This is a genomic window from Pedococcus sp. P1_H8 (assembly GCF_056405175.1).
Genome location: NZ_JBFUCP010000004.1, coordinates 264,060 through 285,843, shown reverse-complemented (window position 1 = coordinate 285,843; position 21,784 = coordinate 264,060). Strand labels below are relative to the sequence as shown.

Sequence of the window (21,784 nt, the reverse complement as noted above, 5' to 3'; positions counted from 1 at the left end):
CGACGGCGTGGTCGGCCGGCAGGCAGGGCGCCGGTAGACTCTCGGCCTCGTGGCCCTCACTATCGGAATCGTCGGACTGCCCAACGTCGGCAAGTCCACGATGTTCAATGCCCTGACCAAGAACAACGTGCTCGCCGCGAACTACCCGTTCGCGACCATCGAGCCGAACGTCGGGGTCGTCCCCCTGCCGGACGCGCGACTGCAGCGGCTCGCCGAGATCTTCAGCTCCGAGCGGATCCTGCCTGCGACCGTGTCGTTCGTCGACATCGCCGGGATCGTGCGCGGCGCCTCGGAGGGTGAGGGCCTGGGCAACAAGTTCCTCGCCAACATCCGCGAGGCCGACGCCATCTGCCAGGTGGTCCGTGCGTTCGAGGACGGCGACGTCGTCCACGTCGACGGCAAGGTCTCGCCGGCCTCCGACATCGAGACCATCCACACCGAGCTGATCCTCGCCGACCTGCAGACCCTCGAGAAGGCCGTGCCGCGCCTCGAGAAGGAGTCGCGGATCCAGAAGGAGAAGAAGGCGTCCTTCGACAACGCCGTGCTCGCCCAGAAGGTGCTCGAGGAGGGCAACACCCTGTATGCCGCGGGCGCGGCTGCGGGGGTCGACCTCGCCGAGGCGCGGGGGCTGGGCCTGCTGACCACGAAGCCCTTCATCTACGTCTTCAACCTCGACGAGGACCAGCTGGCCGACGCCGACCTGCACGCCTCTTTGCGTTCGCTGGTGGAGCCGGCAGACGCGGTGTTCCTCAACGCCAAGCTCGAGGTCGACCTCATGGAGATGGAGCCCGGGGAGGCCATGGAGATGCTGGAGTCCTTCGGTGCGACGGAGTCCGGGCTCACGCAGCTGGCTCGCACGGGGTTCCACACCCTCGGCCTGCAGACCTACCTCACCGCCGGCCCGAAGGAGTCCCGCGCGTGGACCATCGGCCAGGGCTGGACGGCTCCTCAGGCTGCTGGCGTCATCCACACCGACTTCCAGCGCGGATTCATCAAGGCCGAGATCGTCTCGTTCGAGGACCTGGACGCCACCGGTTCGATGGCCGCGGCGAAGGCTGCCGGCAAGGTCCGCATCGAGGGCAAGGACTACGTCATGTCAGACGGCGACGTGGTGGAGTTCCGCTTCAACGTGTAAAGCCGCAGGTCAGAGCCTGTTTAGGCGTCCTCTGCCCTCACAGTGCCCTCACCAGATCCGAGGACCTCGGCCACGAGGCGGGCTGACGCGTCGCGGACTCGGTCTTCAGCCGACGGCCACAAGTGGGCGTAGGTGGTGAGAGTGGTGGTCGACTTGGCGTGGCCCAGAGCCCGCTGGACCGCCACGACGTCGCAGCCGGAGGCGATCAGCCCGGACGCGTAGAAGTGCCGCAGGTCGTGGAGCCGGACGCCCTCGATCCCAGCCCTGAACAGAGTGGTCCGCCACCGGTAACCGACGGTGTTCTGGTGGGGCGGAACGCCCTCGACGCCCGCGAAGAGCCAGCCGTTGAAGAGACCCAGCTCGACGTGCTGGGCGAGCATCTGGGCGAGCGCGTCGGGGATGTGGACAGTGCGCTCGGAGTTGTACTTCGGGAGCCGGATGTCGAGCTCGCCGCCGGTGAGTCGCTGGACCTGTCGGCTGACCTGAACCTGGCGGCGCAGGAAGTCGACGTCTTCGACGCGCAGGGCTGCGGCCTCGCCAAGGCGCAGGCCGGCGAAGGCGCACAGCCCGACGAACGCCGTGAACCGTGGGTCGGAGGCGTCGAGAATGCGTCGAACGACCTCCGGGGCGGGGATCGTCATCGCCGCCTCGCGCTTGCGCAGGCGGGGGAGGCGGACCGAGAGGGTGGGGTCGACGGCGATCATCCCGTCGCGGACGGCAGCCCGGAAGACCGATCGCACGTTGACGAACCGGGTCTTGATCGTGCCCGGCGCCAAGGGTCGGGGTCGCTTCTGGGCGGGGATGGTCATCGACTTGACCCACGCCTCGATGTGGCTGGGGCGGACGCGGCGTAGGTCGACGTCAGCGAAGGTGGTGGACCGGGCGGCCAGTGAGATCGCCTGCCGGGTGCCGTCGGTCCAGACCTGGTCGCGTTCCCACGCCTCGAAGTAGCGGACGAAGGACACCTTCCCTGCCTCGGGGTCGACCCACCGTCCGCGATCCAGGGCATCGAGCTGCTGACGCCTCCACCGGACTGCGTCGGCCTGCCTGGGGAACGACCGCTCGTGCTGCCGACCCGTCTCGGGGTTTCGGTACCGGGCGCGCCAGGACTCACCGCGACGGCTGATCCCCTCAGGCATCGAGATTCCCATGGTGCTGCGCGATGGACGCCATGCCATTCCTCTCCGAGGTTCGCCACGTTAGCCGCGACCTCCGACGGCGGTCGAGGCCGACTGGTGGCCCGTTCCGGACATTCACGGTTATCGCCGGACCCGATAGCAGTTCCTCCAGGTGACCACCGACGACGACCCCTCGGCATTCGTCAGCGACAGGCCGAACCCACCAACATCGCGAGGAGATCGTCGTCATGAGCCAGAACGCCAAGGACCAGGAGCAGCTGGGGCTGTGGGACAGCGTTGGGTACCCCCAGAACGCAGATCGACGCACGTCACGGCCCGCACCTCCGCTGCCGGCCCGTCGGCCAGCAAAGCCGATGGCGTACCAGGAGCTGTGGGACATCGACGACCTGGCCAACTACCTCGGGGTGCCCAAGCAGACGATCTACTCGTGGCGGACGACGGGATACGGACCGAAGGGGATGCGGATCGGGAAGCACCTGCGGTGGCGTGCAGCGACCGTAATCACCTGGACGCTCGGACTGGAACAGCACCAGTGACGCGAGATGGGCGCGGAGTCCGCGCGTGCCCTCGCTGCGGTCGGGTGATCCCAGAGGCGTGGCCGCCTCGACCCGGACGACCCAAGCGGTGGTGTTCGCCGCAGTGCCGCCGGGCAGCGTCGGAGGAGCGACGCGCGGCGGACAGCGGAGCTATCGGCATCCGGTATATCGCCACCGTGGTCTCGATCGAGGACCACGTCCGGGCCGTCCTCAACTCTCCAGCCGCCTGCCGCCGAGTGCTGAGAGAATTGGGGGACCGTGCAGCTCGCGGCGACCTGGACGACGCGCGGTGGCGCAGCGTCTTGACCGACCTGGAGCACCTGCGTCAGCCCGCAGGTGGACCGCGGGATCGCTACCTGTGGCGCCGTTGACGGAATTTCGTCCGCCGGAACCTCGCCGACAATGCATGAGGTGTGTGGGACATGGCGGTGGTCGGTTATGGCTGGGGGTACGTCGGGAGAAGGGAAAGGGCGATCGGGTGTGGCCTGAGTGTGGGCTGTGACGGTTGTCCGCTGGGGGAGCGGTCCAGGGCTTTCGGGGGTGGCGGGCTTCCGTGATCAGAGGACAAGGTGATGCGTCAGACCCAGGACCGGCCGGTCAGCAAGCAGAGCGCTCGACAGTTGGCCCGTCGGGCGGCGCTGGACGCACAGTCCAAGATGAGCCAGCAGCGCGTGGAGCGGGACGCGGCTCAGTGCCGGTGGGGTCGAGGTCATGGTGGCGATGGGGGAGCGGGACGAGAGGCACAGCTGGCCCTGTTCGGCGTCGCGGCGACCGCTGAGGACGCCCGGCGACGCCTCACCCATCTCGAGGTCGAAGGCCGGTTGGACGCGGCTGACCGGGTCATCGCCGCCCCGTTACGTTGTCACCGCAGGTGCTCGCCCATGAGCCGATCCATGGCCGCTGGGCTGGGTGGCTGCGTCCTTGAGTCGAGTTCCACGTGCCAGTCGCGGTGTATCTGCAGCGAGAGGTCGTCTCGCCACACATAACTCCCGCACTTCGCGCATGTGAGCCCCCCTCCCGACCCGATCTCTACGAATCCGTCGCCCGATCCCTCGCTCATCTGCCCACTGTCCCACCTCCATGGAGGTCAGACCAAGGGATAAGGCAGTGTCACTCCGCAGCCAGGATGACGGCGCTTTGACGCATTCTGAGCCAATACACGTGCAAGCACTATTGGGTGAGCCGCCGCCGCCCACCAACGAGACCCATTGTTCTCGCCGTCCAAGGCGGTAGCAGCGTCGATGACATCAGCAAGGCCGTTAGGAGGCATCGTCGTCACCCCCTGGCGTTTGGCCGCGTCTCGGACCGCGACATGGGCGTTGTTGTCGACAAGGTTGATCGTCCGATTCATCCGACCTCCACCCGAAAGTCCGCGATCTGACTCACCGCGACCTTGTTTAGGAGTCCGATTCGGCGGAAGTCGGTCGGGTTGATGCGGCCGGCATGCACGAGCCCAAGCATGCGGCGCGAACACTCGCCAACGTTGTACTTCTTCAAAACCCGCACTGGAAGAGCCGCTTCCTGGGGCCGCCGCCTTGGCTTCCCACAAAGTTCCTCTCGAGCCGCCGCTGGATTGTCTGCCCTTGCACACCGCATGCTGACGGAATCCTCGAGTTCGTCGGCAAGCAAGAGGCCAAAGTGGTTGCTCGCGCGACGGTTTCAAAACGCTTGGGTCGACGCGAACCGAGGGGCTCACCACGAGCTCCTGACGGCTCACCGGCAACACCGGCCACGTGGGTGTGTATGCCCCGCCAGGGGAGGGAGTTTTCCCTTGAAGTCCGGGTCGGCGTGCCCGGATGGCGTAGTGTCAGCACAGCCTCACTTTGGGGCCCATGCCCTCTCGCCAGCGAGAGGAGATTGCTGGTCCAACAGTGGACACCAACTCACCCGGTATGACCGCCTCTGGCTCCCGGTCCGAGTCCGCCCCTGAGGTGCACAACGCCGCGATCGACGAGGTCGCCGCCCTGCAGGGTGGCTGCGCGCAGGTGCACCTAGCGAGCGGAAGCATGTGCACCTTGCGGAACGGCCATGACGGATCATGCGAGTTCACCCCCGCCAATCGGGCGGATGCCCTGCTGGCCGAGCACAAGGCCGCCGAAGGCTGGTGACCCCAGGCCTCGTCGCGGCAGGGGAGTCGGGGAGCGGACCTCGCTGGGCGGCACGGGATGTCGTTGGGTGTGCCCCTCGTGTGCCCGCCTGTCGAACACTCACCGGCTGAGCTCGTGGATCCGCATGGGCGGGACCTGCGAATAGGACATCGCGCGCTGAGCGCAACGACCAGGCCGAGCCAGAGGTCATTAGCCGTTAAGCGCAATGCCGCCTTGCGGCAAGGTCGGCAGGACAGTGCGGCAAGGTCGGCAGGACAGGCGCGCCCGCCCGGAAGTCGGCCCGGCATCCGCGGATTGGAGTCGTCGGCTGCGTCGAAGGCGACCACGCGGCATACCAGGTCAATGGCAACGTGGTCCTGCCGCTGGCGAGGATGGGAGGCGCTGGTTACTCCAATAGGTGCGCGAAGGCAACGATGTTGTCGACGTAGTGCCCGCTGGACTGGTCGAAGGCTCCGCCGCAGGTGATGAGGCGGAGCTCGGCGCGGCCTTTGGTGTCGCCGTACACGGTGGCGGTCGGGAAGTCGGCCTTGGCGTAGCGCGCGACACGGTCCACCACGAAGCGCGCTGTCGAGCCGTCCTTGCGGACCACGGAGACCGCTGCGCCCTTCTTGAGCGAACCCAGGCGGTAGAAGACCGCCGGGCCGGACTTGCTGTCGACGTGCGCACCAATGACAGCTGGACCGAACTCGCCCGGGGTGGGACCGCCGGCGTACCAACCGGCCTTGGCAAACTCGGTAGGGGCCTCGAGCTTGCCACTCTTGTCCAGCTTGAGGTCGACAATGCCCTTGGTGCGCACCCCAATGGATGGAATGACCAGGGACACGGGCGAGCTCGGCCCCATGATAGGCCCAAATTCCGAGGTGCTCGCAGGCGTGGACTGGGTCGCGCTGGAGGTCTGCGACGGTGTCGCGCTTGGCGACGGCGGTGACGAGGAGGACGGCGCGGACTGGGCGGCGTCGGGCTGAGGCGCTGCTTCGGTTCCAGTAAGGGACTTGGCCACCAGGGCACCACCCACCAGGAGAAGCGCGACGGTGACCGCCGCGGCAATGTTGCCGCGGCGGTCACCGAACTTCATGGGGTGGGACATCAGACGCGGTTACGTGCCTTGCGAGCAGTGAAGGCGCCGGTACCGGCGGCAGCGATGAGCAGGCCGCCACCGAGCAGGAGCATGCCCTCGTTGTTCGGGGTGGAGGTGCCACCGGCGCCGGTGTCCATGCCGCCGGCCGGGGCCGCGTTCAGGACGCCACAGATGGCCGGGTCGGTCGCCTCGGTGGGCAGGCTCGGGTCGAGGTCGCTCTTCGTCTCCCCGTCGTACTTGCCGTTGTCGTTGTGATCCACACCGTGGACGACGACCACTGCCTTGCCCTCGGTGATGGCCTGGGCCACATCGGAGGAGACGTTGATGCTGCCGCGCTCGTAGCTGATCTTGCCGCCGGGGGCGGTGTCGAAGCGGTCGACCGCCAGGCCGCTCTTGGGCGAGGTGTCGCCGGTCTTGGTCAGCGAGACGACGATCGGGCCGTATGCCGGGCCGCCGTCGGTCGTGTTGATGGTGCCGTCGCCCTTGGCGTCGTCACCGGCGACGGGGCACTCGTGACGGGCGTCGGCCCCGAAGTGGATGTGCGCCGCGTGCGGGCTGCCAGCCAGCAGGCCGGACGCGGCCATGGTCACGTCGATGCGGGTACCGCTCACGGTCACCATCGCGGTGCCGTTGGCCTTGACGCCGTTGAGCGCAACCGGGCGAAGGGTTGCCATCGTGTTCCCATCCGCGGCCTGCGCCATGCCGGCACCGAGGAAGGGGAGAAGGGCCGCCGAGCCGAGGGCGACGGTGGCGATCTTGGTGGTGGTGCGCATACGGGTGCTCCTTGTTCCTGTGGCCGTGTTTGGCCGTCAATCCTGAACAACGCTTGTGCAGGTACTTCGTCGTGGTCCGTGCGGCAGATGGGTCCGAGGCCGGACTAGTTCGCGGCAGGCGCATCCCCGGTAGGCGCGTGATTACCCCCGCTGCCGAGGTACGAGGGCCATGGCAGCCAGCGCCGCGGCAGCTGCCACGCCCTCGAACACCGCGCTCAAAGACTTCTCGAAGAACCACACGGGCTCGTACATGGCCGGAAGTGGGCCCAGGGCAGGGACGTTGACGTAGCGGTAGAGGACGACGGCCACAGCGGCACTCGAGCCGACCGCGAAGGCGGCGAGCAGGGCAGCGCGGTTACCTCGCCAGAGCACCCATGCCGCCACCACCAGAGCAACCGCGGCCTCGATGCGGAACAGGTTTCCCGCGCCGATGCCGCTCGGCGCGGACTGTTGGTAGCCGCCCGCGAGCCGGAGGTGAACGACCGCATCGACGGCGAGGGACACGGCGACAAGAACACGCAGTACGAGGGAGAGAAAGTGCCGCGCGGTGCGCGGGGCAGCTATCGCGGCGGTGGTCACTTGACGACCAGCGTGCTGTTCATGTTGGCGTGGAAGGTGCAGACGAACGGGTAGCTCCCTGGCTTACTCGGCGCGGTCAACGTCGCCGTCCCGTTGGGATCCACCTTGACGTCGAACCCGCCCGCCTTGGACGTGACCGTGTGCGCCTGTGAGTCACCGTTCTTGATCGTGATGCTGGCGCCGGGCGCCACCGACGCAGGGACCTTGTACGCGAAGTCCGTGATCCAGATGACGGCCTCCGTCGCGTCCGCGGCGGTTGAGGATGTCGGCTCCGCAGAGGTGGTGGTGGTGTTCGCCTCCGAGGGCATCGGCATCGACGACATGGCCGACGTCGACGACGAGCCGGTGTCCGATGAGCCACAGGCCGACAGGCCGAGCGTCAGCGCGGGAACGAGTACGAGGAGCGTGATCTTGCGGTTCATGTGTTGCCTCCCGAGTCAGGCAGCCGAGACGACGACCGCAACAGGGAGTTCGCTACCGGCTCCTAACCGGCTTGGTGGCTCGAGCCGATTGACTGCGCCAGGGCAGGAGGCGACGTTCATCGAGCCCGTTGCCGGAGCCGACGCAGGCCCAAGGGCAGACCCGCACCAAGGGCAGGTGAATGAGGGCCAATCCCTTGGGGCTGGGGTACCGAATGACACGGCGGGTGTAGTGCGCCCGCACTGAGGGGCATCTGCGATCAAAGAGGATCCGCCATGAAGAAGAAGATTTCGGTTTTCTCGCTGCACCCGTGGTTCTGCTGATGTCTGCCGGTGCCCCCGTCGCTGTCAGTGCGGGAAGCTTCGACGCCACGCTGAAGCCCATCCCCCACAGTGAGTCCGCCGACGGCGGATCTGATGTCCACGGGCAGGCGACACTGCGCCTGACAGGGCGGACACTCGATATCAATCTGACGGCTTCCGGGCTGCGTCGAGCAGGGGTGCTTAGCTGTCGTCGCTGAAGGTGCCTCCGTAGATGCTGGAGTTGCCGAAGGTCGGCGCGCACTGGTTGTTGGGTCCGGGGCGAAGGGCGGTGGAGTGGGTGGCCGGGAGCTCGGCCGCCTGTTCCTGGTCCTCCTTCTCGTCGCCAACCATGGGCGCAGCGGCGCCGCCGGTGACATCTTCGAAGAACGCCTGGCGGTAGGCGTTGATCGCCGCGCAGACGGTCCAACGCGGCTACTAGACGATTCCTCTAGGGCCGGTGTCTGGCCAGACTCGGTCCAGGTGATCGGCGGGTAGCTCTTCATGCGGCTGCCCACCGGCTGAACTGGTGTGGCTCACTATCGGTCTGCGGCCCGCCGTCACCGCGACGAGGCGTGGCTCAAGAAGGGACTGCCCTGCTCGTAGTAGCAATGCCCACCTCGCCGTCCACATCGGAACGAGCACAGGCTGGAGCAGCACATGGAGCACGTCATCATCGGGGTCGATCCCCACAAGCTGTCGGCCACCATCGAGGTCGTCGATCATCACGAGAAGCTCCTGGGCTCGGGACGGTTCACCACCGACCGGGCCGGGTACGCCGCGATGCGCACGTACGTCGCCGGGTGGCCTAACCGGGTGTGGGCGGTCGAGGGCAGCAACGGCGCTGGCAGGCCATTGGCGCAGCGACTCCTCGAAGACGGCGAGCAGGTCGTCGACGTCCCGGCCAAGCTTGCCGCCCGGGTCCGGCTGTTCGACACCGGCCACAACCGCAAGACCGACGCCCGTGACGCGCACTCGATCGCGGTCGTCGCGGTCCGCACCACGACGCTGCGGGTGCTGCAGCTCGACGGGGAGCTCGAGGCGCTGCGGATGCTCACCGACCGCCGTGAAGCACTGACCCGGCGCCGGGTCCAAACCGTCGATCGACTCCAAGCCTTGCTCGCCGAACTCCTTCCAGGCCAAGGCAAACGCGACATCACCACCGGCTAGGCCAAGGCAATGCTGGGCACCGTCCGCCCTCGCGACATCGCGGGCAAGACCCGCCGACGCATCGCCGCCGAGGAGCTGGCCGAGCTGGTCGCGGTCGAGGCCAAGATCAAGAAGGCCACCGCCGAGCTCAAGGCGATCGTGCTTGCCCGCGGCTCGCACCTGATGGACCTGCACGGCGTCGGACCCGTCGTCGCGGCCCGGGTCCTGGCCGATGTCGGCGACGTCACCCGGTTCGCCGACCGCAACCGGTTCGCGTCCTGGACCGGCACTGCACCACTGGATGCGTCCTCCGGTGAGCAGAACCGCCACCGGCTCTCGCGGGCCGGGAACCGGCGCATGAATCACATGATCCACATCGCCGCGATCAGCCAGATCCGCCTGGACACCGACGGCCGGGCCTACTACCGACGCAAGCGAGCCGAGGGCAAGAAGCCCCTCGAAGCGATCAGGTGCCTGAAGCGAAGGATCTCCGACGCCATTTATCGACAGCTCCTCGACGATGCCCACGGGGCGGCCGGCACGGGCCCGGGAGGGCACAGCGGGGCGACTCTAGAATCCAGCGCGGTCGACCTGCCCCCGCACATCGACACTTCGGATCAGCCACTTCCCGGACCCGCACAACCCACGCTACGCCCGCCCTCAACGACCCGGAAGACCCACCGCGAAACGACCCTGACAGCGACCGGTTGACAACAGAAGGGAGCCGAAATGACGCAACGCAGGAGTTTCAGGTACGGCTGGCGCCCCGGTCAGTGCGTGGCTCCGCAGCGATCACGCCAGGCTGAGCTCTCCCTCCCGCGGCCCTCCGCTCCGCACCTCCCGCTCCTTGCGCTCAGACCACGGCGACGGGGAGACCGCACCTCGTCGGCAACCGCCTCGCGATGAGTCATGGACGGGCGGGGCGGCCAGTGCAACTGCTGGAGCTGCACCGGCCGCCTCGACCCGGTCAGGGGCGGATGGGCGTCACCTTGATGTCGACCGCCTTGGCCGTCCCGCCCACCGCGTATGCGGCGATACCCGTCGCCGAGGCCGGCGGGTAGATGAGGTCGGTGACAGAGACCTGACCGCCCTCGGCCAGCACCTCGACCGAGCTGCGGTCGAGGTATGCCGTGAAGGTCACCTCACCGTCGCGCACCGTCACGGGCGCCTCCTCGACGCTGGGGAAGAGGGGGTTGAAGCCGACGTTGCCGCTGCGCGTCCGGTCGACGACCAGCGTGCCGTCGCGACGGACACCGATCCTGGTGCCCACGGCGCCGTCGGCGCTGCGCCGCAGCACGACGCCGGCCTCGGACGCCGAGCCCAGGGCGACCCGGACCTCGACCCGTGCCACGGTCGCGGCAAGCCCGGTCGGCGTCACACCGGCCGGGACCGAACGCTCCTTGGCCTGCTGCTTGTCACGGTTCACGGTCACCGCATCGACTCCGGGGACCGGCGTCTGGCGAAGGCGCGGTCCCGCCTCGGTGGAGACGAGGGACAGCCTGCGGGGCATCGTCATCTGGCCGCGCCACGGGTCGGTGGGCACGTCACCGGCGTACTGCCAGTTGTTCATCCAGCTGATGGTGGTGCGCTGGTTGTCGGCCAGCCCGTTGAAGGTCACGCCGGCGTAGTTGTCGCGTCCGAAGTCGACCCAGCTGGCACGGTCGGTCCCGCTCTTGGCCGGTGCCGACGCGAGCATGAACTGGTCGGCGAGGATGTGGCCCCACCCACCGGAGCTGTGGTCGACGACGGTGATCTGCGCGGTCCTGCCCTGCAGGTCGCTGAGGTCCCACGAGGCCCAGTCGAGGGCTTCGCTGTCGGACCCGGTGCTGGACCGCACGACCTCCCCGCCGACGACGAGGTTGACGGTCGTCTGGGTGTCGCGCGGGCCGGCTGGCGTGTCGGAGACCCGGATGTCGTCCACCATGAGGTGTCCCCAGTCGCCGCCGCTGTGGTCGTCCCGGACGACGATCCGGGCTTGCTGGCCCACCAGTGCCGTGGCGTCGATGTGGCGCCAGTCCATCTCACCGGAGCTGTTTCCGGTCACCGACCCGACGACCTCTCCGCCCGAGACGAGCTCGACGACGGTCGGGCCACTTGTCCCGACCGGGTGCGTGCCGCCTGCGATGAGGAGGTTGACGTAACCCTTGGTCACGGTGAACTCGGGCGACACGAAGGTGCCCACGGCGAGGTCACACTTGTCGGGCACGACGCAGGTGTCGAGCACCTTGTCACCCTGGTGGTAGGGCAGGCTCGAGCTGGTCGCCCCGTAGCCGACGAAGTCCCCTGTGGCGCTCCACCCGGCGGGCAGGTGCGTCGCGGGGTCGAGGCTCTCGAAGGTGGTGAAGACCTCGCCGCCAGGGTCGCCCTGGGTCGCGCCGGCGACTGCCTCGTGGTGGCCACCGCCGATGAGGAAGTTGAGGTACCTCTGGTTGATCGTGAACTGCGGGGAGGTCAGCTCGCCCTGGGCGCCGTCGAAGTCGATGAAGCTGTTGGCGAGGTGCTCGCCCACGTAGCCGGTGACGGGCTGCTGGCCGGGCAGCGAACCGGATGCGGGCTCAGACCCGAAGGCGGTCCCGGTCGGGGTCCACCCGGCATACCCGTTTTCGAATCCCTGTAGGAGCGTGCCGGTGGGAGGCTCGTAGCTCGCGGGCCCGTCCGGCGTGAACGTCGTACCGTCGAAGTCACCGACGAAATACTGGGTGCCCGAGCCGCCGGCGATCCCACCCGGGTTGAGGCTGACGATCATGACCCACCTGACGTTCCCCGGGTCGCCGTCGACCGCTAGCGGGAAGAGGTCCGGGCACTCCCAGAGGCCGCCGATGGCGTCGCGGGGGCCGAACTCGGAGAGCCGGGTCCACTGCTTGAGGTCGGCGGAGCGCCAGATCAGGACCTTGTGCTCGTTGGCGATCACCGACACCATCCGCCACTCCTTGGCGGCCTCGTACCAGAAGACCTTGGGGTCGCGGAACTCGCGCGAGCCGATGTCGATGACCGGGTTGCCCGAGTACTTGGTCCACGTCTGACCGTCGTCGGTCGAGTACGCCAATGACTGTGCCTGAATGCCCTCGCGGCCGCTGGCGGCCGTATAGGCGCTGGTGTACATCGCCACGAGAGCGGGGTTCTTCACGGTCCCGAAGCCGGAACTGTTGGTCTTGTCGATGACGACCGAGCCGGAGAACACTCCCTCGTTGGCGTCGAACGGGATGGCGACCGGTTGCTCCTTCCAGTGGACGAGGTCGGTGCTAGTCGCGTGCCCCCAGGACATGTTGCCCCAGACATTGCCGAGCGGGTTGTGCTGGAAGAAGAGGTGGTAGACGCCCTTGTAGAAGACGAGCCCATTGGGATCGTTCATCCAGTTCTTCGCGGGGCTGAAGTGGTACGCGGGGCGGTGCTGCGGCGTGTCCGCCGCCGCGGGTGCCACGCCGAGTGCGGCGAGGAACGCGACGACGAGCAGGACGACGGCGAGCGGCCGGCGCATAGGTGAACGAGTGCTGACAGCCATGACGAACCTCCGGTCTGACAACGTTGTCAGTAGCGAGTTGGAAGGGTGGTTTCGGTGGTGTTGGTCGGTGCGACCGCGGCCGCGGGCACCCCGACTGTTTTTGGCGACCGCGGCCGCGAGCACGACCAGGAGAGAACGAAACACTCTGCAATCCTTTTCAACGTTTGTCACGACCGGCGGAGGCAGGTCACCACGTGGCGGATGGTCTCCCCCTCCGGGGCCGGTCAGGCCGAGTCAGATACACCGCATTTCGGGCCAAACATGACGGCTCGATGCCGGGCTTCGTTGGGAACTCAACTGAGGTGCCACCAGGCGACCCGGCCCGGATCGCCAGTGTGCGGCTGGAGTCCAGTCTCGGATGCCGGAAGGGGCAATCCGACCAAGCCGCCGTCGGCGACGACCTCGAGGACCTGGGCGTCGGCGATGATCCGCAGGCACTCGCTGTGGTGGCTGACCGTGACCGACGCGGCGTCGCGAACGGCGACCGTAACGGTCCACCCCTCGACGTGGACCGATGCCTGCACCTCGCCTTCGGGAGTGACCAGTTGCAGCCTGTCCTCCTGGCGGGGCCGCCATTCCACGTCGATGGCTCGGCCGACGTGGCCGGCGTCAGGGGGGAGGCGCGCCGCCGCGACCGCAGGGTGAGGCTCCAGACGGACGTCGTCGCCGTCTGCGGTGACGACGTACGGCAGGCTCAAGGCACCGGCCCACCGACCGGGGTCGGTGATGCCTCGTATCCAGAAGATCAGGCAGGACCGTCCCTCGACGTCGGTGAACGCCGAGGCGGCGAAGTGGCCAGCGCCGGCTGAGAGCAAGCGCCAGTGACGCACGACAAACCGGCCGTCGGCGTAGGTCCCCGTCGCCGCTGCCACATCGTGCGGCTTGTGGTCGTCCCAGATCGACACCACGAGAATGTCGGGCGCATCACCGTCGCCGCTGATTACTTGCGGGCACTCCCAGGCAGCGCCCGTCCAGGGGTGCTGCGAACGGGTGCTTCGCGAAGCCAGGATCCCGACGGGCGTCCAGCTCGCGAGGTCCGAGGACGAGAACACCTCCGCACACGCGGTGCCGTCGGACCGGCCGCTGCCAACAACCATGGTCCAGTGGTCGCCGTCGCGGAACACTGTCGGGTCCCGAAACACGCGCGTCGCCGTGTCCACAGCCTCAACCACGACCGGACCCTTGACCCACTGATCGCCGGCCTGTGACAACCGCGCGGAGCGGATCCTTCCGAGGTCCACGTCCTCGCCGCCGGCCGAGGTGTAGAAGAGCACCGGCCGGCCGTCGTCACCGATCACCGCACTGCCTGACCAGATGCCCTCGTCGCCCTCGCCGGGTGCAAGGACTGGGGCCGCTGGGCGCCAGTGGACGAGATCCTTACTGGTGGCATGGCCCCAGGAGATCCCGGTCTGCCACTCCACCGCGTCCGGCACGTGCTGGAAGTACAGGTGGTAGACACCGTCGAGCCAGTAGACCCCGTGGGGGTCGTTCATCCACCCCTCCGGTGGGGTGAAGTGGACGATCGGCCGGGTTTCGGTCGCCCGGGGCGCTGTCGAGGTCATCCCTTCACGCCGCTCGCGGCAATGCTGCCGATGAAGTTTCGCTGGAAGGCCAAGAAGAGCGCGAGGACGGGGATCGTGATCATGCTGGAGTAGGCCATCATCGGGCCCCACTCGACGTTTAGCTGGAAGAAGTAGCTGACACCGAGCATGACGGGCCGCAATTCCTCGGTCTGCACCACCATGAGGGGCCACAGGTAGGAGTTCCAGGCGGGGAGGAACGTCAGGATCGAGACCGAGGCGATAGCGGGTCCGGAGAGCGGCATGATGATGCTGCGGTAGATGCGGAACCATCCGGCCCCGTCAACGATGGCTGCCTCGTCGAGCTCCTTGGGGATGCTCTGGAAGTAGGAGTAGAAGAGGTAGATCGAGAACGCGTTGGCAACGAATGGCAGGATCTGCACTCGGTAGGTATCCAGCCAGCCCTCGGTCCACAGCAGGGTGAAGCCGTCGTGCGTGAGCCAGGGCAGGTGGTTGACCCACCAGAGCAGCGGCAGCGCGAAGGTCTCGAACGGCACGACCAGGGTTGCAAGCACCAGGGCGAGCACGATCTTGCGGCCCTTCCACTGCAGCCGGGACAAGCCGAAGGCAGCCAGGCTGTTGATGAACAACCCGAGGGCAACGGTCACTCCCGAGACCACGATCGAGTTCAGCAGGAACCGCAACGCCGGGACGGTGTCCAGGGTCGTGCGGTAGTTGTCGAGAGACAGGTGTCCGACGGGGAGGAACGCCTTGAGGGAGCCGAGATCGCCGAAGATCTGCTCGTCCGGCTTCAGCGAGGACACCAGCATGAAGACGATCGGGAATGCGAAGAACAGTCCGAGAACGAGGCGAGCGATGTTCAGGCCGACCGTGCCTCGGGTGATCTTGCGGCGCGGCTTCGAGGCTCGGCGGGAGGCGGCCTTGTGTGTGAGCGTGGTCATCAGGCGTCCTTGTCTCGGGTGAGGAACTGCTGGATGAGCGAGACGGTCAACACCAGTGCGAAGAAGACCAGGGAGATCGCGGATGCGTAGCCGGTGGCCTGCTGCGTGTAGCCGGCACGAACAGCTTGGTAGACGACGGTCGAGGTCGAGTCGAGCGGGCCACCGCTGGTCATGACCTGGACCTGCGCGAAGAGGCTGAGCGCAGCAATGGTGATGGTGACGAGAATGAACGTGCGGGTGTTCTTGAGGCCCGGCCACGTGACGAAGCGGAACTGGTCCCACCGGCCGGCACCGTCGAGCGAGGCCGCTTCGTACAGGTCCATGGGGATGGTCTGCAGGCCGGCAAGCCAGATCACCATGTGGAATCCGACGGCCTGCCAGATCGACATCAGGATGACCGCCGGCATGGCGGTCGAGGTGTTGCTCAACCAGTCGGTGCCCTGCACCGTGTTGAACGTCACCAGCTGCAGCATGCTGTTGATGAGACCGTCGCTCGCGTACATGAAGCGCCACAGGATCGACACGACGACGATCGATGTCACCACAGGCACGAAGTACAGGGTGCGGAAGAAGTTCTTTGCCCGTCCCTGACCGTTCACCAGGATCGCGAGCAGCAGTGCCAAGGCGGACTGCAGCGGCACGACGACCACCGCGAAGTAGGCCGTGTTGCGCAGCGACTTCCAGAACAGGGGATCGGAGAACAGTCGTTGGAAGTTGTCCAGCCCCGTGATCCTGGTGGGCTCACCGGAGATGAGCCGAGCGTTCGTGAAGGCCAGCAGGAAGCAGAGGATCAGCGGCACGAAGAAGAACACGAGCAGCATGACGATGGCCGGAGCAGTGAAGCTGAATCCGACCCAGGAGCGCGTGTGCGCCTTGGACGGCGGTCGGGTCCTACTGCGTGAAGTGGTGGTGCGCGGGGCGACTGTGGTGGTCATCAGGACTCCATATTGAGGGGCTCGATGGGGGCGGGCGGCTGTCATTGCCGCCCGCCCCAGCGAGCTCAGTTGCCGTAGTAGTCGTTCGCCTTAAGGTCGGCGTCGATGTCGGCGGCCGCCTTGTCGAGGATGGCGTTGGCGTCACCACCGGCGATGATGTCCTGGGCCGCCTTGGCGAAGGTCGTGGTCAGGAACGGGTAGCCCGGCGTCGGGGGACGAAGCTCGGCGAAGGCCGCAGACTCGTCGAGGAAGAAGCGCTTCGGGCCTCCCTCCTGCCACCCCGGCGACAGCTGGGCCGCCTCGTCCGTTGCCGGGACGTTGCCGGAGTCGGTCACGATCTTCGAGAGGTACTTCGGCTGGAGCGAGTAGGCGAGGTAGTCCATTGCAGCGGCCTTGTTCGCGCAGTTGGAGCTCACGCCCCACTGCCAGGAACCGCCGCCGATCTTGGGACCCTTGCCGAAGTCCGGGGGCGGCAGCGCGACGCCGTCCTTGACCTTGTCGAGACCCGTGGCGTTCCAGATACCTGTCCAGACCATCGCCGACTTGCCATTGGAGAAGTCGGCGAACGCGTCGACCCCGGACTTGGCAGGGGTGTAGCCCTGGTCCACCAGACCGCGGAACCACGCGGCCCACTTCTTGGCCGCGTCGCCGTTGATCGCGCCCTGCGCGGTCTTGTAGCCGGAGCGGTCGACGAGGTCGCCGCCGAAGCTCTGCAGGAAGGGCGAGTAGCCGTAGGTCCACCACTCGGTGCCCGAGTCGCCGGTGCCGAGGTCGAACGTGGTCTTGTACTTCGCGCTCGCCTTGACCTTCTTCAGCGCGTCATCGAACTCGGCGGCGGTCCACGGCTGCTTCACGGTGGGGATGCGCACGCCAGCCTGAACCAGGGCGTCCTTGTGGGCGAAAATCGCCAGTGCCGCCTCGAAGTAGCCGATCGAGTAGAGCTTGTCCTTGTAGATGCCCTTGGTGCTGTCGAGGTTCTTGGCGACCAGGTCTGCTGGCAGGTCGAGCGGGGCCAGGAAGCCGGCCTTCGCCCAAGCGGGGACGTTCGGCGCGTCGATGTCGAGGATGCAGGGGAGCTTCTTCGACGTGGCGGCCGCCGTGACTGCGCCGTTGTACGCCTCTTGCGGGAACGACTTCAGGTCGACCTTGTACTTCTTCTGGCTCGAGTTGTAGTCCGAGATGGCCGTCTTGAGGAGCGCGATCTCCTTGGGGGCGCCACCCGCGTGGGTCCACAGGGTCAGGGTGCCCCCGTCTCCGCCGCTGGCGTTGGTGGTGGCCTTCGCACAGCCCGTCATCATCAGAGCAGTGGTTGCCAAGAGCGCGCCAGCACTCACAACCCTGCGTCGCATGTCTCGATTCACTGTGGTTCTCCTTGGGGTTGAGGTACTGTCGAGAAGATTGAAGAAACGTTTCCGCAATAGTGATACAACGTTTCTTCGCTGTCAATACCCAACCGGAGCCCAGTTTCCGGACGATGCTGAAGGAGAATCTGTGCCGCCCTCTCGTCCCACGTTGAAGGACGTTGCCTTGCGTGCCGGCGTCTCGATCACGACGGTTTCGGTCGTGCTCAATGGGAAGCGACAGGGTGTCCGAGTTCCTGAAGCGACCCGAGAGCGCGTGCAGAAGGCGGCCAACGAGCTCGGCTACCGGCCCAACGAGATGGCCCGGGGGCTGCGACGTCGAAGCAGCCAGGCGATCGGTTTTCTGTCCGATGAGGTGACCACCACCCCGTTCGCTGTGGCGATGTTGGCGGCCGCGCAGACCGAGGCTGCGCGCAACGGATTTCTGCTCATCACGGTGAACATCGGTCGCTCACCCAACGACGCTGACATGGAACGCGCGCTCGACTCCTTGGTGCAGCATCAGGTGTCCTCACTGGTGGTCGCGCACATGTTCCACCAGGAGGTCGAACCCCTCCCGGGACTTCCCGAGACGACGATCTTCCTCAACTGCCGCGCCACGAGCGGATTGTTTCGCTCGATCATTCCCTCCGAGACGGCTGCGGCATACGACGCGACACGGGAGCTTCTCGCGCACGGACACACCCGCATCGCCTACCTGGGGGACAACACCGGTCTTGTTGCCTCGAGCCTTCGCCTAGCCGGGTACCGGCAAGCCCTCGCAGAGGCCGGAATCCGCCCCGACCCGCGCCTACGCCTTGGTGTCTTGCCGAGGGTTAGCGGCGGCGTGATTGGAGGCGAACTGCTCGACCTCCCTGACGATGTGCGTCCCACCGGGGTGTTCTGCTTCAACGACCAGGTCGCGATGGGCTTCTACCGCGCCGCGCGACAGCGAGGGCTCTCGGTCCCCCGCGACCTCTCAGTGATCGGCTTCGACGACCAAGAGTTCATCGCCTCAGAACTCGACCCACCCCTGACGACGATGCGGCTGCCTCATGCCGAGATGGGAAAGCTGGCAATCCAAGCACTGCTCGGGCATGACACCTCGTCCGCCTCCTGGCAGCCCAATGGCAACGGTGAGGTCGCCCGCTTGGAGTGCCCTCTCGTGCGCCGCGCCTCGGTGACCGCTGTCAGACCTGTCCGACTCCAGGCGTGACTAGCGGGGCCCTGCGTCACTCTGGGCGGTATGCAGCACCTCCGGCGCGGCCGCCGTCTCAAGTGAGTCGGGCCGGGCTGTGGCTCCCTTGGAGAGGTCGCGGCGGGAGGACGCTCTGCCCTCAATCTGCCCTCACCAGCACCGGAATCAACCGGGATCGTCCACAGTGGACTCGAGGCCGATGGTCACTGTTTGCGCAGGTCAGAGCCCATGTACGCCGAACGACCGCAATGCTTCGAAGAGCGCGTCAACGTTCCGCTTCAACGTCTAGACCCGCAGGTCACCATGGCGAGCAGGGTTGGGATGTAGGGCCACGGCTTCTTACCGGATCCATTCACAGCCTTTCACGCTACTCCCGGCTGACCATTGCGGCGCGTCCGGTGGGGGGAGCGCACTCGCTGTGGGTAGAGGTACCCCACGCCGGAGGGGATGGGGGAGGCGTGGGTGCCTGGCTGTCCCGTCACCTCGCACTAGGACCGCTGTCGGACGACCGCTCGGCTCGCCGTGAGTAGCATCGGGGCCATCGCGGCCCTCCGGGTCTGTCCCCCCTCACCCAGGCCGCGATAGCCGCCCCGCCTGCACCCCTGCAAGGCGGGGCGGTGCCAACGCTCTGGGCGGTATCCATCGGCGCCCGCCGCAGGTAGCATTCCGTCTTGGCGCCTGCCCGGACCCGCATCGCCGAACTCTGATGGCGAACGTCCGGGTCCAGCAGCGAGGTCCGGGGAGACCAAGCCATCCGGGCGACGTCTGACACCACAGGGGAGTCTGGCGACGTTGACCGAGCGATGCCCCCACTCTCTCTGGGAGTGGGGGCATCGCTGTCTTGATGTCGAGAGACTGTCAGGCCGATCGGTGCTCCTCAAGGCACGCTGGCTTGCCGCCTCTCGGTCCACGACCGTTGAACTCCCGCAACTCGTTCGGGGCACTCCTCACCACTGAGCCACCGACCCGACTCCGCAGTCTCCGCAACGTGGAGACCCGCGCCTGTGCGGAGGTCTGGGGTTCAGCCGATCCCGTTGGCTGGCGCGAGCGCAGTCACAGCAAAATACGCCAAACGAGCGATGACAAGGTTCACCCGGGCATCGACAGTCGAAGCGTGGGCAAACGCAGTTCACGCCCGGGCAACCGCACGGCATGGGCTCGGGTGGCGGGGCCGGTCGCCGTGGCGGGGCCGGTAGCCTGCTCGCGCGGAGTGCCTGGCAGGACCCCGGCCGATGGGGGGCCTGTGTGAGCGGTGAGCGGCGGGTCCCCGAGGCCGAGGGTCTCACACCCTCGGGATCGTTCGGGGTCATGGAGGGCGGAAACCCGAAGGTCACCGCCCATGTCACCGTCTCCCCGTCGGGGTTCGCGTCCGACGGAGCTGCTCTCTTCGACGAGATGCATGCAGTTCTCACCGAGAAGAGAGCCGAGCCGCACTTCCTGTACGACCCCGTCACGGACCGGCTGGGCCAGTACTTCCCGCTTGACCGGTCGGCGCGGGCGCTGGGCAACGAGCTCAACCCCGACCTGACCGTCAAGCGTCGCACCAACGGGTCCGGGCTCGTGAACATCCAGATCGAGTTCGTTGCCTGGCCGGGTCCGATCACCGACCGTCATGGCGTCACGACGCAACACGCGGTCTTCACCGACGACTGGAGGCCCGGTCCCAACTACCGCGCCATGATGCGCGCGATCCACTCCTGGGGAGTTCCGGACCAGTGGAATGGCCGACTCTCCACGACGCAGTTCGATCCGGTCCCACGGACCTGGGACAACTACAGCAGGGCCGGGTGGTTCGGGCACTGCCAGGTGCCCGGCAACGACCACTGGGATCCGGGCGACATTGACCAACCCGCGATCTTCGCGGCAGCAGACGCCATGTTTTTCGCAGCACAGGAGGATGACGTGAAACCCGAAGAGCTGATGGACTTCGACACGGTCCCGTCGCCGATGTTCCCCGACAACCCGACCGTCAGCGTGCGCTCCGCGCTCAAGTTCGCCATGCAGTGGTCCCTCGCGGGCCGTAACGCGGCGCAGGCGGCTGCCCGCGACTCGGCGTCCGGACTGGAGATCATCAAGGCCCTTGCCGCGGCCCAGAGCAACCAGCTCACCGCGGCCGAGATCGAGGCCGCGGCCGAACGCGGAGCCCGCAAGGCTGTGGGGGAAGGCAATGGCCCTCTCTGAGGCCCTGAGCAAGGAGTACGACGAGCTGTTCGCGTCGTGCACGGTGCGCGCTGAGCGGGTGGCCACGATCGACGCGGTCGCCGATCGGGCAGTGGCGAACCAAGGCCGCTACGAGGCCGTTGCCAGCACGCTCGGCACCCCTTGGTATGTCGTCGCCACCATCCACAGCCTCGAGGGGAGCCAGAGCTTCAAGGGTCACCTCCACAACGGCGATCCGCTGACCGCTCGGACGGTCCAGTTTCCACCGGGCCGGCCGAGTCAGGGTCAGCCTCCGTTCACCTGGGAAGAGAGCGCCGAGGATGCCCTCCGGGGACACAGGTTCCACGAGGTCGGGACGTGGACGATTCCCGTGTTGCTGTTCAAGCTCGAGGAGTACAACGGCTTCGGCTACCGCGACTTTCATCCGGAGGTCCTGTCGCCGTACCTCTGGAGCTTCACCAACCACTACACCCGCGGCAAGTTCGTGGCGGACAACCAGTTCAGCTCCACGGCGGTCTCCCAGCAGTGCGGTGGCGTCGCGCTGATCAAGCGGATGCTCGACCGACAGCTGATCCCCGCCGCGGACGCGGCCGGCGTCCTGGCAGTAGAGGTCGACACGACACCAGAGGAGCTGATGGACTTCGACACGATCCCCTCGCCGATGTTCGCCGACAACCCGACCGTCAGCGTGCGCGCCGCGCTCAAGTTCGCCATGCAGTGGTCCCTCGCGGGCCGCAACGCGGCGCAGGCCGCTGCCCGCGACTCGGCGTCTGGACTCGAGGTCATCAAGACCCTTGCCGCGGCCGAGAGCAACCAGCTCACCGAGGCCGAGATCGAGGCAGCAGTCGAACGCGGAGCCCGCAAAGCGGTGGAAGCCGGGGACCTACCCGGCTGAACCTGCAGGTCAGGCGCGCATGAATCGTCGGTGCGTCGTCGGTGTGGCAGCCGGCT

General features: G+C 67.1%; 17 protein-coding genes and 1 pseudogene. 7 read left to right on the top strand and 11 right to left on the bottom strand.

The window, feature by feature from the left end; all coding sequences use genetic code 11:
• Positions 1-49 precede the first annotated feature (49 nt).
• On the top strand, positions 50-1,135 hold the full coding sequence (ychF, locus tag AC1DYG_RS06750) for a redox-regulated ATPase YchF (protein ID WP_477639115.1): 1,086 nt from the start codon (positions 50-52) through the stop codon (positions 1,133-1,135).
• 20 nt (positions 1,136-1,155) lie between these two features.
• On the opposite strand, the gene AC1DYG_RS06745 is transcribed toward ychF, so the two are convergent.
• The gene (locus AC1DYG_RS06745) at positions 1,156-2,274 is read right to left on the bottom strand and encodes a tyrosine-type recombinase/integrase (protein WP_477639114.1); all 1,119 of its coding nucleotides are present in this window, start codon (positions 2,272-2,274) and stop codon (positions 1,156-1,158) included.
• A 227-nt stretch (positions 2,275-2,501) separates the two neighbouring features.
• Between AC1DYG_RS06745 and AC1DYG_RS06740 the strand changes: the two genes are divergently transcribed.
• Complete coding sequence (locus tag AC1DYG_RS06740; protein WP_477639113.1) at positions 2,502-2,810, top strand: helix-turn-helix transcriptional regulator; 309 nt, start codon at positions 2,502-2,504, stop codon at positions 2,808-2,810.
• Between the two features lie 2,493 nt (positions 2,811-5,303).
• Here the strand turns inward: AC1DYG_RS06740 and AC1DYG_RS06735 are convergent.
• Entirely contained in the window at positions 5,304-5,759 is a 456-nt protein-coding gene (locus tag AC1DYG_RS06735) for a class F sortase (RefSeq protein WP_477639112.1), read from the bottom strand.
• Between AC1DYG_RS06735 and AC1DYG_RS06730 the strand changes: the two genes are divergently transcribed.
• Positions 5,758-5,883, top strand: coding sequence for a hypothetical protein (locus AC1DYG_RS06730; RefSeq protein ID WP_477639111.1), 126 nt, complete (start codon positions 5,758-5,760; stop codon positions 5,881-5,883). The two genes, AC1DYG_RS06735 and AC1DYG_RS06730, sit on opposite strands and share 2 nt — an antisense overlap.
• A 121-nt stretch (positions 5,884-6,004) precedes the next feature.
• On the opposite strand, the gene AC1DYG_RS06725 is transcribed toward AC1DYG_RS06730, so the two are convergent.
• The 4 genes from AC1DYG_RS06725 to AC1DYG_RS06710 all read right to left on the bottom strand — a co-directional run bounded on the left by AC1DYG_RS06725 (position 6,005) and on the right by AC1DYG_RS06710 (position 8,421).
• On the bottom strand, positions 6,005-6,769 hold the full coding sequence (locus AC1DYG_RS06725; protein WP_477639110.1) for a hypothetical protein: 765 nt from the start codon (positions 6,767-6,769) through the stop codon (positions 6,005-6,007).
• A 141-nt stretch (positions 6,770-6,910) separates the two neighbouring features.
• Positions 6,911-7,273: a hypothetical protein gene (locus tag AC1DYG_RS06720; protein ID WP_477639109.1), complete on the bottom strand. Its 363-nt coding sequence runs from the start codon at positions 7,271-7,273 to the stop codon at positions 6,911-6,913.
• A gap of 71 nt (positions 7,274-7,344) precedes the next feature.
• A complete protein-coding gene (locus tag AC1DYG_RS06715; protein WP_477639108.1) occupies positions 7,345-7,770 on the bottom strand; it encodes a cupredoxin domain-containing protein in 426 nt (141 codons plus the stop codon).
• 501 nt (positions 7,771-8,271) lie between these two features.
• Positions 8,272-8,421 carry a hypothetical protein gene (locus AC1DYG_RS06710; protein WP_477639107.1) on the bottom strand — a complete coding sequence of 50 codons (150 nt, stop codon included), beginning with the start codon at positions 8,419-8,421 and terminating at the stop codon, positions 8,272-8,274.
• A gap of 306 nt (positions 8,422-8,727) precedes the next feature.
• On the opposite strand from AC1DYG_RS06710, the pseudogene AC1DYG_RS06705 reads away from it, so the two are divergent.
• A pseudogene (locus tag AC1DYG_RS06705) lies at positions 8,728-9,927 on the top strand (IS110 family RNA-guided transposase).
• Between the two features lie 256 nt (positions 9,928-10,183).
• On the opposite strand, the gene AC1DYG_RS06700 reads toward AC1DYG_RS06705, so the two are convergent.
• The 5 genes from AC1DYG_RS06700 to AC1DYG_RS06680 form a co-directional block, all read right to left on the bottom strand.
• Positions 10,184-12,694 (bottom strand): glycoside hydrolase family 32 protein, encoded by a 2,511-nt coding sequence (locus tag AC1DYG_RS06700; protein ID WP_477639106.1) that lies wholly within the window; start codon positions 12,692-12,694, stop codon positions 10,184-10,186.
• 317 nt (positions 12,695-13,011) lie between these two features.
• Positions 13,012-14,280 carry a glycoside hydrolase family 32 protein gene (locus tag AC1DYG_RS06695; protein ID WP_477639105.1) on the bottom strand — a complete coding sequence of 423 codons (1,269 nt, stop codon included), beginning with the start codon at positions 14,278-14,280 and terminating at the stop codon, positions 13,012-13,014.
• Positions 14,277-15,200, bottom strand: coding sequence for a carbohydrate ABC transporter permease (locus AC1DYG_RS06690; protein WP_477639104.1), 924 nt, complete (start codon positions 15,198-15,200; stop codon positions 14,277-14,279). Before AC1DYG_RS06690 ends, AC1DYG_RS06695 begins: the two co-directional genes overlap by 4 nt.
• The gene (locus AC1DYG_RS06685; protein ID WP_477639103.1) at positions 15,200-16,135 is read right to left on the bottom strand and encodes a carbohydrate ABC transporter permease; all 936 of its coding nucleotides are present in this window, start codon (positions 16,133-16,135) and stop codon (positions 15,200-15,202) included. The genes AC1DYG_RS06690 and AC1DYG_RS06685 overlap by 1 nt, the downstream gene beginning before the upstream one ends.
• A 65-nt stretch (positions 16,136-16,200) precedes the next feature.
• The gene (locus AC1DYG_RS06680) at positions 16,201-17,451 is read right to left on the bottom strand and encodes an extracellular solute-binding protein (protein WP_477639102.1); all 1,251 of its coding nucleotides are present in this window, start codon (positions 17,449-17,451) and stop codon (positions 16,201-16,203) included.
• A gap of 82 nt (positions 17,452-17,533) precedes the next feature.
• Here AC1DYG_RS06680 and AC1DYG_RS06675 point away from each other — a divergent pair, with 82 nt between their 5' ends.
• The 3 genes from AC1DYG_RS06675 to AC1DYG_RS06665 all read left to right on the top strand — a co-directional run bounded on the left by AC1DYG_RS06675 (position 17,534) and on the right by AC1DYG_RS06665 (position 21,728).
• Positions 17,534-18,691, top strand: a complete 1,158-nt coding sequence (locus AC1DYG_RS06675) for a LacI family DNA-binding transcriptional regulator (RefSeq protein ID WP_477639101.1) — start codon at positions 17,534-17,536, stop codon at positions 18,689-18,691.
• A 1,227-nt stretch (positions 18,692-19,918) separates the two neighbouring features.
• Positions 19,919-20,854, top strand: a complete 936-nt coding sequence (locus tag AC1DYG_RS06670; RefSeq protein ID WP_477639100.1) for a hypothetical protein — start codon at positions 19,919-19,921, stop codon at positions 20,852-20,854.
• Positions 20,841-21,728: a hypothetical protein gene (locus AC1DYG_RS06665; protein ID WP_477639099.1), complete on the top strand. Its 888-nt coding sequence runs from the start codon at positions 20,841-20,843 to the stop codon at positions 21,726-21,728. The genes AC1DYG_RS06670 and AC1DYG_RS06665 overlap by 14 nt, the downstream gene beginning before the upstream one ends.
• The last annotated feature ends 56 nt before the right edge of the window (positions 21,729-21,784 follow it).

Coding starts and splice junctions, on each gene's coding strand:
- AC1DYG_RS06740 (WP_477639113.1), top strand. CDS start 2,502: ATGAGCCAGAACGCCAAGGACCAGGAGCAGCTGGGGCTGTGGGACAGC.
- AC1DYG_RS06690 (WP_477639104.1), bottom strand. CDS start 15,200: ATGACCACGCTCACACACAAGGCCGCCTCCCGCCGAGCCTCGAAGCCG.
- AC1DYG_RS06725 (WP_477639110.1), bottom strand. CDS start 6,769: ATGCGCACCACCACCAAGATCGCCACCGTCGCCCTCGGCTCGGCGGCC.
- AC1DYG_RS06730 (WP_477639111.1), top strand. CDS start 5,758: ATGATAGGCCCAAATTCCGAGGTGCTCGCAGGCGTGGACTGGGTCGCG.
- AC1DYG_RS06745 (WP_477639114.1), bottom strand. CDS start 2,274: ATGCCTGAGGGGATCAGCCGTCGCGGTGAGTCCTGGCGCGCCCGGTAC.
- AC1DYG_RS06715 (WP_477639108.1), bottom strand. CDS start 7,770: ATGAACCGCAAGATCACGCTCCTCGTACTCGTTCCCGCGCTGACGCTC.
- AC1DYG_RS06735 (WP_477639112.1), bottom strand. CDS start 5,759: ATGGGGCCGAGCTCGCCCGTGTCCCTGGTCATTCCATCCATTGGGGTG.
- AC1DYG_RS06685 (WP_477639103.1), bottom strand. CDS start 16,135: ATGACCACCACAGTCGCCCCGCGCACCACCACTTCACGCAGTAGGACC.
- AC1DYG_RS06710 (WP_477639107.1), bottom strand. CDS start 8,421: ATGGTTGGCGACGAGAAGGAGGACCAGGAACAGGCGGCCGAGCTCCCG.
- AC1DYG_RS06665 (WP_477639099.1), top strand. CDS start 20,841: ATGGCCCTCTCTGAGGCCCTGAGCAAGGAGTACGACGAGCTGTTCGCG.
- AC1DYG_RS06695 (WP_477639105.1), bottom strand. CDS start 14,280: ATGACCTCGACAGCGCCCCGGGCGACCGAAACCCGGCCGATCGTCCAC.
- AC1DYG_RS06700 (WP_477639106.1), bottom strand. CDS start 12,694: ATGCGCCGGCCGCTCGCCGTCGTCCTGCTCGTCGTCGCGTTCCTCGCC.